The sequence below is a fragment of the Novosphingobium sp. KA1 genome (assembly GCF_017309955.1).
Classification (GTDB): Bacteria; Pseudomonadota; Alphaproteobacteria; order Sphingomonadales; family Sphingomonadaceae; genus Novosphingobium.
Window position 1 is genome coordinate 1,575,939 of sequence record NZ_CP021247.1, and the last position, 12,368, is coordinate 1,588,306.

The following is a 12,368-nucleotide window of genomic DNA, read 5'->3' on the forward strand; positions in this document are numbered from 1 at the left end:
TCGCCAGCATCCTGCGGGTGTCCGGGTGTCCGGGTGGCGGTGCTGCCCTCAAGCGGCCCTCAAGCGGCCGTTGCGGGCATTTTCAAACCGGCGCTGACGCAAGCGGCGGACCATTTGCCCACTCCTCAGTGGGCGTCGCGCAGGCTCTGGGTGATGATGCGGTCGCGGGCGGCGCGGATGTCGCCGGTCTCGTGCTGGATCGACAGCCGCTCCCGGTCGCTGGCGCGGTAGGTGTTTTCTGCCGCGTCGATCTGCTGGAGCGAGAGGCCGAGGTCGTCCAGCGCCTCGCGCGCCATCGCCACCGCCGATTCCATGACCTCGCGTACCATGAAGGCGACGGGGGCATCCATCAGCCGGATCATCGTGCGCCGGTCGTAGACGCGGGCGAGGATGCGGGCATCGGGGAAAGCCTGGTGGACGTTCTGCAGGAAGCTTTCGGAAAGCTGGTCGCCGTCGATGCAGAACACGATCATCTGCGCCTCGCCGGCGCCGGCCTGGCGCAGGAGGTCGATGCGGGTGCCGTCGCCGAACCAGACCTTGGCGCCGAAGCCGCCGGCCACGTCGATCATCTCGATGTCGGTGTCGATCAGCGTCACCTCGATCTCGGCAGCGATCAGCACCTGGGCCACGGTCTGGCCGAAGCGGCCATACCCCACCACCAGCGCGCGGGCGCCGTCGCGGCGGGGACCTTCGCGGGTTTCCTTGGAGGTCGGCATCTCGCGGATGCGCGCGGTGGCCATCATCAGGAACGGGGTGGTGACCATCGAGAGGGTGACGATGGCGCTGAACAGGCTGGCGGCGCTGGGGTCGACCAGCCAGGCGTCCCTGGCCTGGGCGAACAGCACGAAGCCGAATTCGCCGCCCTGGCTGAGCAGCAGGCCGAGCGCCAGCGCGCTGCGCCAGTTCATCCGGAAGGCCAGGCCCAGGAGGAAGATCACCCCGCTCTTCACCGCGATCAGCGCGAACGCCATGGCCAGCACGAACAGCGGCCGCTCGGCGATCGCCGAGAGGTCGAGCATCATGCCCACCGACATGAAGAACAGGCCCAGGAGCAGCGTGCGGAACGGCTCGACGTCGGCCTCCAGCTCGTGGCGATAGGGGGAATCGGCCAGCATGACCCCGGCGATGAAGGCGCCGAGCGCGGTGGAGAGGCCCAGCGACTGCATCAGGGCGGCCGAGGCGATCACCGTGAACAGCGCCGCGAACACGAACATCTCGCGCTCGCCGAGGTTGCCGATCAGGCGGAACAGCGGGCGAATCGCGAAGCGGCCCGCCAGGATCAGCCCGGCGATGGCGGCCAGCGTTTCCAGCACCAGGATCCAGCCGGGAGGGCCTTCGGGCAGGTGCGGGTTGCGGTTCATCGCCGCGATGATCGTGATCAGCGGGATGATCGAGAGATCCTGGAACAGCAGGATCGCGAAGGAGCGCTCGCCGAACGGGGTGTGCAGGCGGCCGGCTCCCTGCAGCATCGGCAGCACCTGCGCGGTGGAGGAAAGGCCGAGCGGCAGCCCCAGCGCCAGCGAGGCGGAAATGCTGAAGCCGGTCGTGAAATAGATGACGGCCGAGATGGCGAGCCCGCAGAGCGCCACTTGCAGCAGGCCCAGCCCGAAGATCTCGCTGCGCATCCGCCACAGGCGCCGGGGCGCGAGTTCGAGGCCGACGATGAACAGCAGGAAGGTGATGCCCAGTTCCGCGATGCCCAGCTTGTTCTCGGGATCGCCGACAAGGCCGAACATGGACGGCCCGAGGATCGCGCCCGCGAGCAGGTAGCCCAGCGTGGCACCCAGCCCGAGGCGGCGGAACAGGAGGACAAAGGCAAGCGCGGTGCCGAGCAGCAGGAAGCCGTCTCGCAGCAGGAATGCCTGGGAATGATCTTGCATCGGGGCCTTTCGGGGGCAGGGACGCGGGGGTGCCGTCAAAGCGGCAGGGTAGGGCTATTGGCGGGCAATTGGTAGGTTGGCGTTGGGATGGCTTGACCTTGCCCGCCAATCCCGCTTCCCGCGCGCCATTGGGGGGCTGTGTGTGGGGGGCGGGGCTGCGGGCGCCCCCCTGCCGTGCCTAGAGCGGCGCGCCGTTCTCGTCGCGGTAGATGTCGCGGCGGCCGACGTGGTTGGCGGGGCCGACGTAGCCGTCCTGCTCCATGCGCTCCACCCACTTGGCGGCGGTGTTGTAGCCCACGCCCATCTGGCGCTGCAGCCAGGAGACCGAGACCTTCTGGTTCTCGAACACCAGCTGGCAGACCTGGCGGTACTTGCGTTCCTCGGGCTGGTCGGAGGCGGTGGCGTCGAGGTCGTCGAAGCCGAACGAGCCTTCTTCCGGCTCGTTGGTGACGGCATCGACGTAGTCGGGCTTGCCCTGCGCGCGCCAGTGGTCGGCAACGTGTTCGACTTCCTCGTCCGAGACGAAGGGGCCGTGGACGCGCTTCACCGGGTCGGAGCTGGGCTTGTAGAGCATGTCGCCCTTGCCCAGCAGCTGCTCGGCGCCCTGTTCGCCCAGGATGGTGCGGCTGTCGATGCGGCTGGTGACGGCAAACGACACGCGGGTCGGCAGGTTGGCCTTGATGACGCCGGTGATGACGTCGACCGAGGGGCGCTGCGTCGCCATGATCAGGTGGATGCCCGCCGCGCGGCTCTTCTGGCTGAGGCGCTGGATCAGCACTTCGATTTCCTTGCCGACGGTGACCATGAGGTCGGCGAGTTCGTCGACGATCAGCACGATCTGCGGCAGCGTCTCGTAATCGAGCTGGCGGTCTTCGTAGAGTTCCTCGCCCGTCTCCGGGTCGAAGCCGATCTGGATGCGGCGGCCCAGCGGCTTGCCCTTGGCGGCGGCGGCGCGGACTTTCTCGTTGAAGCTGGCGAGGTTACGCACGCTGATCTCGCTCATCTGGCGGTAGCGGCGCTCCATTTCCTCGACCGCCCACTTCAGCGCGCGCACCGCCTTGGGCGGCTCGGTGACGACCGGCGAGAGCAAGTGCGGAATATCGTCGTAGCTCTTGAGTTCCAGCACCTTGGGATCGACGAGGATCAGGCGGCACTGCGCCGGGGTGAGGCGGTAGAGCAGCGAGAGCAGGATGGTGTTGAGGCCGACCGACTTGCCCGAACCGGTGGTACCGGCGACCAGCAAGTGCGGCATCGTCGCCAGGTCCGCCACCACCGGCTCGCCGGCGATGTCCTTGCCCAGGATGATCGGCAGCATGCCCTTGTGGCTGGCGAAAGCCTCGGAGGCGACCATCTCCTTGAACGAGACCATCTGGCGGTCGGCATTGGGCAGTTCGATGCCCATGACGGTGCGCCCCGGAATCGAGGAGACGCGGGCCGAGATCGCGCTCATGTTGCGGGCGATGTCGTCGGCAAGGCCGATCACGCGGCTGGCCTTGATGCCGGGCGCGGGCTCCAGTTCGTACATGGTGACGACCGGGCCGGTGCGCACGGCGGTGATCTCGCCCTTGACGTTGAAATCGTCCAGCACGGTTTCGAGCAGGCGCGCGTTGCGTTCGAGGCTGAGCTTGTCGATCTTGGGCTGCGAGTTGGGCGGCGGATCGTTGAGCAGGTCGAGCCCGGGCAGCGCGAACTTGTCGAACATGTCCTTCTGGCGGTTGCCGATGTTGAGCTGCGCGGGGGTGGCGGCGGCCTTGGGATCGCTGATCTCGGGCGCCTTGCGCGGCTTGGCCGGTTCGCGCTGGGCAGCGGCGGCCACCGGCGCGTCGTCGAAGTCGTCGTCCATGAACGGCGCGGACTGGATCTTCGGCGCCTTCTCGCGGGTCTTTTCCTTCTCGGCGCTGCGGGGCGAAGCCTCGCCGGGGGCGGAAGCGCGGCCGATGCGGCCGGGCAGGGTCAGCAGGCGGCCCCAGTCCCAGGCGAACACGCTGCCCGCCAGCAGCAGGCCGCCGCCAAGGCAGAGCACGGAAATGGCAAAGGCCGCCCAGGAGGCAAAGACGCCGGGCAGGAAGCCGGTCAGCGTCTCGATCACCCAGGCGCCGAGCAGGCCGGAAATGCCGCCCATCGAGGCGGGCAGGGTGCCGCCGGGCTGGACATAGGTGAGGCCGAGCAGGGTGCCGGTGGCGCCGGCCTGCGGGAAGGCGAGGCTGAGCACCGTGGCGATCAGCACCATGGCCAGCGCCAGCACAAAGACCGGGCGCCACCAGCGCTGGTTGGAAGGCTCCATCTCGCCGTCCTCTTCCTCGACCAGCAGCCAGAGCTTGCGGGCGAAGACATAGAGCAGCGGCACGAAGAGCGCGGAAACCGGGCCGAACAGCAGCAGCACCCGCTCCGCCACCCAGGCGCCGACCGGGCCCATCCAGTTCTCCGCCGGGCCGCCGGCGGCGGTCGAGGCGGAGGGATCGGTCTGGTGGTAGCTCAGCAGCGCGAGGGTGAGGAAGGCCATCGCCGCGAACAGCAGCAGGGCGCCGCCCAGCTCGCCCGCGCGGCGCAAGGACCGCTTGAGCACTGCGCGCCAGTCCGGCTTGGCGATTCGCCGTCCGGGTGCGAGGGGCCGTGTCGCCATTGGAAATTCCCTTGATTTCGGCCCGATATAATGCGTCGGCGGGGGACTCGCCGTCAAGAATGGATCGGGAACAAGGTTGTGGGCGGTCAGATAAACGCCTGAATCGCCGCCCATTTGCGGGCAGGTAGCGTGCGGGCGCGGTGCGCCGTCATGCCGCCCAGCGCGATCACCGGCACCTGCGCGCGCGCCGCCAGGAGGCGAAACCGCGTCGGCCCCAGCGTCTTGCCGCCGGGGTGCGAGCGGGTGGCGAAGACCGGCGAGACCACGGCCATGGCGGCGCGGGCGCGGTGGGCGCGGGCGAGTTCGCGCAGCGAATGGACGGTGACGAGGCGCAGGATCGCGGGGCCATGGGTGAGGTTTCCCGCCGCGCCGTAGGCCCCGTCCGCGCCCCATTTCCGGGCTTCGCGGGCTGTCCCGGAAAGCACGATGACGTGGCCGAAACGGCGGGCCACACGTTTCAAAACCGCGAAACGGATGCGGCGTTCGGCAGGCGGCAGGTGGTAGTGGCGCAGCACCAGCCCCGATCCGCGCGGCAGCCGCGCGAGCGCGGTTTCGAGCGTGGCATCGTTGCGGGCGTCGCTGACGAGCCAGATGTCGGGCGCAAGAGGTGGCTGGCGGTTCGGCACGGGGACGCTATAGCAGCGCGCCATGGATCAGCCAGCTTCTCCTCTCCAGGCCGTTCGCGCCGGGATCGCCCACGCCGCCACCATTGCCGGACGCGCGCCCGGGGCGATCGAACTCGTCGCCATCTCCAAGACCCACCCCGCCGAGGCGATCCTGCCGCTCCTCGCCGAGGGGCAGCGCGTCTTTGGGGAAAACCGCGTGCAGGAAGCCGAGGCCAAGTGGCCCGCCCTGCGCGAGGCCCATCCCGATGTGGTGCTGCACCTCGTCGGCCAGCTCCAGTCCAACAAGGCCGAGGACGCGGTCGCGCTGTTCGACTGCATCCACGCGCTCGACCGGCCCTCGCTGGTTACGGCGCTGGCCAGGGCGATGGACAAGCTGGGCCGCCGGGTGCCGTGCTTCGTGCAGGTGAACATCGGCGCCGAAGAGCAGAAGGGCGGTTGCGCGATTGCCGATCTGCCCGCCCTGCTGGCCGAAGTGCGCGGCGCGGATATTCCGCTGGCGGGCCTGATGTGCGTGCCGCCGGCGGGCATCGAGGCGGCGCCGTTCTTTGCCCTGCTTGCCAAGCTTGCCGCCGACAACGGGGTTTCCGGCCTGTCGATGGGCATGAGCGAGGACTTCGAAACGGCGATCATGCTGGGCGCCACGCATGTGCGCGTGGGCAGCGCGCTGTTCGGCGCGCGGGCCGCAGCCTGATGTTACCCAAGCTCCTCCCCCATCGGGGGAGGGGTAATGGCGCAGGGCTGCCGAAAGCCCCCTTCGTCAGCGCTTTGCGCTGCCGCCTCCCCCGCTGGGGGAGGATCTTTTTTGCTTAAGCAGCGCGGAACGCCAGCAGCGAGAGGCCGAACCCGGCGAACAGCCCGCCGGTCAGCCGGTTGAACGCCCGCTTGACGCCGGCCTTGCCCAGATGGCGCGAGAGCGCGCGGCCGCTGAATGCATAGACCGCGTACCAGAACGCCTCGATCACCGCGAAGACCGCCACCAGGATGGCGAACTGCGGTGCCTGCGGGCGGGCGGGATCGATGAACTGCGGCAGGAAGGCGGCGGCGAAGACGATGGCCTTGGGATTGCTGATCGAGATCGCATAACCGCCGCGCAGCAGCGCCAGCCACGAAACCTCCGGCCGCACGGTCTGCAGCGCGTCGTCATCGTCTGAAACCGGCGCGCGCCATGCCTTGACCGCCAGGAACAGCAGATAACCGGCGCCCGCAATGCGCAGCGCGGTGAAGGTCCCGGGCAGCGCATGGAGCAGCGCCCCCAGCCCCACGGCGGAGGCGGCCAGCAGGGTGACGAGACCCAGGAGGCAGCCCGCCATGGTGGCGAGGGTGCGCTTCACGCCCAGTTCCACGCTGCGCGAGAGCACGTGGAGCATGTTGGGGCCCGGCGTCGCGCTCAGGAGGAAGACCGCGACGGCGAAGATCCAGAGGGTGTGAAGCGCCATCCGCGTCCTCAGTCCAGTTCGTTGCCGGTGAGCGTCACGACGTGGAGCAGGTTGGTGGAGCCCGGCACGCCGAACGGCACGCCCGCCAGCGCCACGAGGCGGGTTCCGGCAGCGCCGAAACCGTGGCGCAGCGCCATGCGCTTGCCCTTGGCGATCATCTCCTCGAAGCTGCCGATGTCCTTGGTGGTCACCGTATGGGCGCCCCACAGCAGCGCCAGGCGGCGGGCGGTGGCGAGCGTCGGGGTGAGCACCAGCATCGGCGCTGCGGGCCGTTCGCGCGCGACGCGGCGGGCCGAACCGCCCGAGCCGGTGAAGACGATGATGCCCTCGATCGGCAGGGTATCGGCAATCGTCGCGCAGGAGGCGGAAAGCGCGTCGGCGGTGGTCGGATCGGGCGGGGTCGAGGCGAGGTGGATACGCTCGCGGTAGGTCGAATCGTGTTCGACCGAGACGGCGATGCGGTCCATGATCGTCACCGCCTCGACCGGCCACTGACCGGCGGCGGTTTCGGCCGAGAGCATCACCGCGTCGGCGCCGTCATACACGGCGTTGGCGACGTCGGAGACTTCGGCGCGGGTCGGCGAGGGGCTGGTGATCATCGATTCCAGCATCTGCGTGGCCACCACCACCGGCTTGCCGCTGGCGCGGGTCTTGGCGACGATGTGCTTCTGGATCGGCGGCACCTGTTCGGGCAGCAGTTCGACGCCAAGGTCACCGCGCGCGACCATGATGCCGTCCGACAGCTCGATGATGCCGTCGATCGACTGCACCGCGGCAGGCTTCTCGATCTTCGACATCAGCGCGCAGGCCCCGCCGATCAGGCGGCGGGCCTCGGCGACGTCCTCGGGACGCTGCACGAAGGAGAGGCCGATCCAGTCGGCGCCCTGCTCGACCGCGAAGGCGAGGTCGCGGCGGTCCTTGTCGGTCAGCGCCGGCACCGGGACGATCGCGTCGGGCACGTTCACGCCCTTGCGGTCGGAGATCGCGCCGCCGACTTCGGCCGAGCACAGGATCGAATCGGCTTCGGCGCGGATGACCACGAGGCGCAGCTTGCCGTCGTCGATCAGCAGGCGCTGGCCCTTCTCGAGGATGCCGAACAGTTCGGGATGCGGCAGGCAGACGCGGTTGTCGTCACCCGGGGTGGGATCGCGGTCCAGCGTGAAGTGGGCGCCGTGGCGGATGAAGGCCTTGCCCTCGGCAAACGTGCCGACGCGCAGTTTCGGGCCCTGCAGGTCGCAGAGCACGGCGATGGGGCGCATCGCGTCCTTTTCCACCGCGCGGATATTGGCGATGGTTTCGCGGTGGGTGTCGTGATCGCCGTGGCTCATGTTGACGCGGAAGGCATCGGCGCCGGCTTTCAGCAGCTTCTCGATGGTTTCCTTGTCACGGCTCGCCGGGCCGAGCGTGGCAAGGATCTTGACCTTGCGCTGGCGCTTGATGCCGCGGTGGTGGGGCGAGCGACGGAATGGTGGAGTGGTTGCCAAGGTCAGTGTGCCTCTTCCTGTATCGGGGCGATCTATGGCAAAGCTTGTCTGACAAACCAAGGACCAAGCGAAGCGCCATGCACGAAAACAACTCCATAGACGCTCTTGATGACGCCGTAGCGGCAGCGACTTTCCGCCGTCTCGTCAAGCACTTGCAGCAGCGCCACGATGCCGAGAACATCGAGCTGATGGGGCTTGCCGGATTTTGCCGCAATTGCCTGGCCGACTGGATCCGCGACGCCGGTTTTGCAGGCGACAAGGCCGCCGCGCGCGAAGTGATCCATGGCATGCCGTTCGGGGAGTGGAAGGCGAAATACCAGAGCGAGGCCACGCCTGAGCAGCTGGCGCGGATGGAGGAGAGCCTGAAGAAGAACGCCCCCGGGCACTGAGGAGGCCGGACTGCGGGGGGCGGGTCTGCTGCCGACGGGGCGCCGATAAAGCGAATCTAACGAGAGTTTCTGCAAAAATCAGTGGGAAGCCCCGCGTTTTCGGGGTTCTGGCCTATAAGTACGATAATTCGAGTTAGGCATACTTCTAGCTATCCCCCTGAAGCGAGAAACGTCCGATGGTCGACTGGTTCGTCAAACATGCCCCTATCCGGCAGAAAACCTGGTTCGCATTCACGGTCATGGCTGCCGCGATGCTGGTGGCGGTGCTCTGCGCGGCGCTGCTGCCGCTGGTGATAGGCCTGCCCGCAGGGCTGGCGCTGACGCTGGGCGCCTGGCTCTTCGGCATGGCCTGCCGCGAGGGTATCTGCGTGCCTTATGTCTCCACCGTGGTGCGCATGGAGGGGCTGGCCGCGGGCGACCTCGACAGCCCGGTGGACTATACCGATTACCGCGACTGCGTGGGCCGCATGACCCAGGCGATGTTCACCTTCCGCGAGACCGCGCGCCAGCAGCGGATCACCGCGCGCGATCAGGCCGCGATGGTCGAACAGTTCACCGCCCAACTGGAAAAGCTGGCGCGCGGCGATCTCACCGCCCAGGTGACCGCCGAATTCACCGGCGAGTTCAGCCAGCTCAAGAGCCATTTCAACGAGGCGATCGGGCGGCTGCGCGACCTTGTCGGCGCGGTGCAGGTGCGCGCGCAGGCGATCCGCACCGGCTCGAGCGAGATCTCCCAGGCCTCCGACGACCTCGCGCGCCGTACCGAGGGAATGCCGCCAGCCTCCAGCAGACCTCGGCCGCGATCGTCTCGATGGAGGATCGCCTGAGGAGCACCGCCGTCGCCGCCGGGCAGACGCTGGAGAGTGCCGACGGGGTGATCGCGCTGGTCGGCAAGGGCCGCGCGGTTGCCGGTGAGACGGTGGAGACGATGGGCCGCGTCTCGGGCTGCGCCAAGGGCATCGACACGGTGATCGAGGGGGTCGACAAGATCGCCTTCCAGACCCGGGTGCTGGCGATGAACGCGGCGGTCGAGGCCGGCCGCGCGGGCGAGGCCGGGCGCGGTTTCGCGGTTGTTGCCGATCTGGTCTCGGCGCTTGCCATGCGGGCCGAGGAAGAGGCGCGCAATGCCCGCGAGCAGCTTGGCGTCACCCAGTCGGAAGTTGCCAGTGCGGTCGAGGCGGTCAATTCGGTCGATTCGGCGCTGGTCGAGATCGTCGACGGGGTGGGCAAGGTCCACCGGCTGCTGGAGCGCATGACCACCGACAACCGCGAGCAGTCCGCCGCCATCACCCAGGTGACCACCGCGATCGGCGAGATGGAACGCACGACGCAGTACAATGCCTCGATGGTGGAGCAGACTTCGGCCGCCGCGCTCAATCTCGACAGCGAGATCTCGCGCCTCAGCGCCCAGGCGGGCGAGTTCCGGCTGGCGTGACGGGCCCTGCCGACGGCGGGCCTTGTCCCGTCGCCGGAGTCTTTGCGCGATTTCCACAGGCCCGCGCTTTGCCCGAATCCCGCGCAGCCGCTATCAGCGCCGCCAAATCGATTCATCCTAGTTCCGGAGCACGAACCCCATGGCCGAAACCACCGACGATCGCCTGCGCCTGCTGATCGAGCGCGTCGAGCGCCTCGAAGAAGAAAAGAAGGGCATCGGCGACGATATCCGCGACGTCTATAACGAGGCCAAGGCGGTCGGCTACGACGTCAAGATCATGCGCCAGATCGTCCGCATCCGTAAGATGAAGCCGGACGACCGCCGCGAAATGGACATGCTGCTCGACACCTACAAGACCGCGCTCGGCATCGATTGATGTTGCCCGGGCTTCGGCCCGGGAAGCGGTACCGGCGCTCTGTATGAGGCCGGATTTTACCCTCCCAAATACACCAGCACCATGGTCGCCGCATTGGCGCCCATGTGCTGGAGCATGGCGGCGGGCAGGCCGATGCGCTGGCGGGTGAAGCCCAGCATCAGCGCGGCCCAGAGCTGCGGCAGCACCATCGGCAGCATCAGCGCCGACACGCTCGGGTAATTCATCAGGTGAACCCCGGCGAACAGCAGCGCAACGATCCAGAAAATCACAGGATAGGCCGAGCGGTAGAGCGCCGCCGGTTCGCTACGCTTGCGCAGCACGATCCAGCCGCCAAGCGCCGCGCCGGTCAGCAGCACCAGCATCCCAAGCAGCACCATCGGCGCCAGCGCCTTGGCATAGACTGCCAGACCCGCAAACAGCACCGCGCACAGCAGCAGCCACAAGGCGCGGGGGCGGCCCGTCTGCCAGCCCCGGAACAGCGTTTCTTCCGCGATCGGCGCGACCAGCACCGTGATCGGCAGCAGCCAGCCGGCGGGCAGCTTGTCGAAGGCATCGGGCATCGGCAGGTGCATGGCCTGCTGCCACAGGCCGATCAGCGGCAGCACCACCAGCAGCAGCACCGCGACATGCAGCAGCGCCATCACGCCCAGCGCGGCCCACCCCTCGCGCGAACGCAGGCCGACCGGCGTCAGGATCGCGGGTCTTTTCAGGAATCCCGGCAGCTCTCGCAGGAGCGCAAGCGCACGGGTCGATGCACGGGAAGCGGCGGCAGGGTCGGTCCGGGTGGCCATGGCGGTGTGCTAGCGGAGTTTTCTTGCCAAATCCTTTGGCCCATCCGTCTTCGGGCAGGCAAGCGGAACGGGCGGTTGCCCTTGGGTGCCGCCCTGTTGTAAGGCGCGCCCTGCGTCATCTGGCACACATCATTCAACGGACCTCGCTGCCCGGCCCTCGCGGTTATCGCCGCAAGCAGGCAGGCAGGCGAGCGAAGCAAGAGCGGACCCCATGGCAGGCCATTCCAAATTCAAGAACATCATGCATCGCAAGGGTGCGCAGGACAAGAAGCGCTCGGCGCAGTTCAGCAAGCTCAGCCGCGAAATCACCGTGGCCGCCAAGATGGGCATGCCCGACCCGGACATGAACCCGCGCCTGCGCGCCGCGGTCAACGCCGCCAAGGCGCAGTCGATGCCCAAGGACAACATCCAGCGCGCGATCGACAAGGCCAGCAAGGGCGATGCCGAGAACTACGAGGAAGTGCGCTACGAGGGTTACGGCCCCGGCGGCGTCGCCCTCATCGTCGAGGCGCTGACCGACAACCGCAACCGTACCGCCACCAACGTGCGCACGGCGTTCTCCAAGAACGGCGGCAACCTCGGTGCCTCGGGCGCGGTTTCGCACGGTTTCGAACGTCTCGGCCTGATCGAGTACCCCGCCTCGGTGGGTGACGAGGAGAAGGTCCTCGAGGCCGCCATCGAAGCCGGCGCCGAGGACGTCCAGAGCGACATGGGCGACGGCGACGAGAACCCGGGCAGCCACTCGATCTGGGTCTCGGTCGATTCGCTGCACGAAGTCGCCCGCGAACTGGAAAAGGTGCTGGGCGAGGCCGAGGGCGTGAAGCTCGCGTGGAAGCCCAACCTCTCGGTCGAGGTCGATGCCGACACCGCCGGCACGCTGATGAAGCTGGTCGACACGCTGGAAGACGACGACGACGTCCAGACCGTCTGGGGCAACTACGAGATCTCCGACGAGGTCATGGCGAAACTCGCCTGACATGCTGGCCCTGATCGCCCGTGCGCTGATCTCCGGCGCGATGATCGTGGCGATCGCCGAGATCGGCAAGCGCCTGCCCGCGATGGGCGCGCTTGTCGCCTCGCTTCCCCTGGTCTCGGTGCTGGGCATGATGCTCCTGTGGCATGCCCGGCCCGATGCCGAGAACATGGCCGTGCATGCACAGGCGACCTTCTGGTACGTGCTGCCCTCGCTGCCGATGTTCCTGCTGATCCCGGTGCTGCTGCGCCACGGGATCGGCTTCTGGCTCTCGCTGCTGGCGGGCTGCGTGCTGACGGTCCTGCTCTACCTGCTGATGGTGCATCTCGGCCCGCGCTTCGGCCTCAAGGTCTGA

The 12,368-nt window shown here is 68.1% G+C and carries 13 protein-coding genes; 7 read left to right on the forward strand and 6 right to left on the reverse strand.

Annotated features, from left to right (window positions below; all coding sequences use genetic code 11):
- Positions 1-125: 125 nt before the first annotated feature.
- The 3 genes from CA833_RS07855 to CA833_RS07865 form a co-directional block, all read right to left on the reverse strand.
- The gene (locus CA833_RS07855) at positions 126-1,880 is read right to left on the reverse strand and encodes a cation:proton antiporter (RefSeq protein WP_207079725.1); all 1,755 of its coding nucleotides are present in this window, start codon (positions 1,878-1,880) and stop codon (positions 126-128) included.
- A gap of 178 nt (positions 1,881-2,058) precedes the next feature.
- Entirely contained in the window at positions 2,059-4,503 is a 2,445-nt protein-coding gene (locus tag CA833_RS07860; protein ID WP_142636179.1) for a DNA translocase FtsK, read from the reverse strand.
- Between the two features lie 86 nt (positions 4,504-4,589).
- The gene (locus CA833_RS07865; RefSeq protein ID WP_207079726.1) at positions 4,590-5,153 is read right to left on the reverse strand and encodes a thiamine phosphate synthase; all 564 of its coding nucleotides are present in this window, start codon (positions 5,151-5,153) and stop codon (positions 4,590-4,592) included.
- Between CA833_RS07865 and CA833_RS07870 the strand changes: the two genes are divergently transcribed.
- Positions 5,152-5,820, forward strand: coding sequence for a YggS family pyridoxal phosphate-dependent enzyme (locus CA833_RS07870; protein ID WP_207079727.1), 669 nt, complete (start codon positions 5,152-5,154; stop codon positions 5,818-5,820). The two genes, CA833_RS07865 and CA833_RS07870, sit on opposite strands and share 2 nt — an antisense overlap.
- Before the next feature lie 115 nt (positions 5,821-5,935).
- Here CA833_RS07870 and CA833_RS07875 read toward each other — a convergent pair whose 3' ends face one another.
- Together CA833_RS07875 and pyk are read right to left on the reverse strand one after the other, a co-directional pair.
- Positions 5,936-6,565, reverse strand: coding sequence for a LysE family translocator (locus tag CA833_RS07875; protein WP_142636173.1), 630 nt, complete (start codon positions 6,563-6,565; stop codon positions 5,936-5,938).
- A gap of 8 nt (positions 6,566-6,573) precedes the next feature.
- Positions 6,574-8,049: a pyruvate kinase gene (gene pyk, locus CA833_RS07880; RefSeq protein ID WP_142636171.1), complete on the reverse strand. Its 1,476-nt coding sequence runs from the start codon at positions 8,047-8,049 to the stop codon at positions 6,574-6,576.
- A 77-nt stretch (positions 8,050-8,126) separates the two neighbouring features.
- On the opposite strand from pyk, the gene CA833_RS07885 reads away from it, so the two are divergent.
- The 4 genes from CA833_RS07885 (at position 8,127) to CA833_RS07895 (ending at position 10,249) form a co-directional block, all read left to right on the forward strand.
- Positions 8,127-8,438: a DUF1244 domain-containing protein gene (locus CA833_RS07885; protein WP_207079728.1), complete on the forward strand. Its 312-nt coding sequence runs from the start codon at positions 8,127-8,129 to the stop codon at positions 8,436-8,438.
- A 176-nt stretch (positions 8,439-8,614) separates the two neighbouring features.
- On the forward strand, positions 8,615-9,265 hold the full coding sequence (locus CA833_RS26890; protein WP_242526325.1) for a HAMP domain-containing protein: 651 nt from the start codon (positions 8,615-8,617) through the stop codon (positions 9,263-9,265).
- Entirely contained in the window at positions 9,250-9,873 is a 624-nt protein-coding gene (locus CA833_RS26895) for a methyl-accepting chemotaxis protein (protein ID WP_242526326.1), read from the forward strand. Before CA833_RS26890 ends, CA833_RS26895 begins: the two co-directional genes overlap by 16 nt.
- Positions 9,874-10,012: 139 nt before the next feature.
- Positions 10,013-10,249: a DUF2312 domain-containing protein gene (locus tag CA833_RS07895; protein WP_142636167.1), complete on the forward strand. Its 237-nt coding sequence runs from the start codon at positions 10,013-10,015 to the stop codon at positions 10,247-10,249.
- 56 nt (positions 10,250-10,305) lie between these two features.
- On the opposite strand, the gene CA833_RS07900 is transcribed toward CA833_RS07895, so the two are convergent.
- The gene (locus tag CA833_RS07900) at positions 10,306-11,040 is read right to left on the reverse strand and encodes a type II CAAX prenyl endopeptidase Rce1 family protein (protein ID WP_207079729.1); all 735 of its coding nucleotides are present in this window, start codon (positions 11,038-11,040) and stop codon (positions 10,306-10,308) included.
- Between the two features lie 211 nt (positions 11,041-11,251).
- Between CA833_RS07900 and CA833_RS07905 the strand changes: the two genes are divergently transcribed.
- Both CA833_RS07905 and CA833_RS07910 read left to right on the forward strand, forming a co-directional pair.
- Positions 11,252-12,016, forward strand: coding sequence for a YebC/PmpR family DNA-binding transcriptional regulator (locus tag CA833_RS07905; protein ID WP_207079730.1), 765 nt, complete (start codon positions 11,252-11,254; stop codon positions 12,014-12,016).
- Position 12,017: 1 nt separating this feature from the next.
- A complete protein-coding gene (locus CA833_RS07910; protein ID WP_142636161.1) occupies positions 12,018-12,368 on the forward strand; it encodes a DUF3147 family protein in 351 nt (116 codons plus the stop codon).

What these genes read in the sequence shown, in the direction of transcription:
- CA833_RS07855 (WP_207079725.1), bottom strand. Translation starts at nt 1,880, where the DNA reads ATGCAAGATCATTCCCAGGCATTCCTGCTGCGAGACGGCTTCCTGCTG.
- CA833_RS07860 (WP_142636179.1), bottom strand. Translation starts at nt 4,503, where the DNA reads ATGGCGACACGGCCCCTCGCACCCGGACGGCGAATCGCCAAGCCGGAC.
- CA833_RS07870 (WP_207079727.1), top strand. Translation starts at nt 5,152, where the DNA reads ATGGATCAGCCAGCTTCTCCTCTCCAGGCCGTTCGCGCCGGGATCGCC.
- CA833_RS07865 (WP_207079726.1), bottom strand. Translation starts at nt 5,153, where the DNA reads ATGGCGCGCTGCTATAGCGTCCCCGTGCCGAACCGCCAGCCACCTCTT.
- CA833_RS07875 (WP_142636173.1), bottom strand. Translation starts at nt 6,565, where the DNA reads ATGGCGCTTCACACCCTCTGGATCTTCGCCGTCGCGGTCTTCCTCCTG.
- CA833_RS07885 (WP_207079728.1), top strand. Translation starts at nt 8,127, where the DNA reads ATGCACGAAAACAACTCCATAGACGCTCTTGATGACGCCGTAGCGGCA.
- CA833_RS26890 (WP_242526325.1), top strand. Translation starts at nt 8,615, where the DNA reads ATGGTCGACTGGTTCGTCAAACATGCCCCTATCCGGCAGAAAACCTGG.
- CA833_RS26895 (WP_242526326.1), top strand. Translation starts at nt 9,250, where the DNA reads ATGGAGGATCGCCTGAGGAGCACCGCCGTCGCCGCCGGGCAGACGCTG.
- CA833_RS07895 (WP_142636167.1), top strand. Translation starts at nt 10,013, where the DNA reads ATGGCCGAAACCACCGACGATCGCCTGCGCCTGCTGATCGAGCGCGTC.
- CA833_RS07900 (WP_207079729.1), bottom strand. Translation starts at nt 11,040, where the DNA reads ATGGCCACCCGGACCGACCCTGCCGCCGCTTCCCGTGCATCGACCCGT.
- CA833_RS07905 (WP_207079730.1), top strand. Translation starts at nt 11,252, where the DNA reads ATGGCAGGCCATTCCAAATTCAAGAACATCATGCATCGCAAGGGTGCG.
- CA833_RS07910 (WP_142636161.1), top strand. Translation starts at nt 12,018, where the DNA reads ATGCTGGCCCTGATCGCCCGTGCGCTGATCTCCGGCGCGATGATCGTG.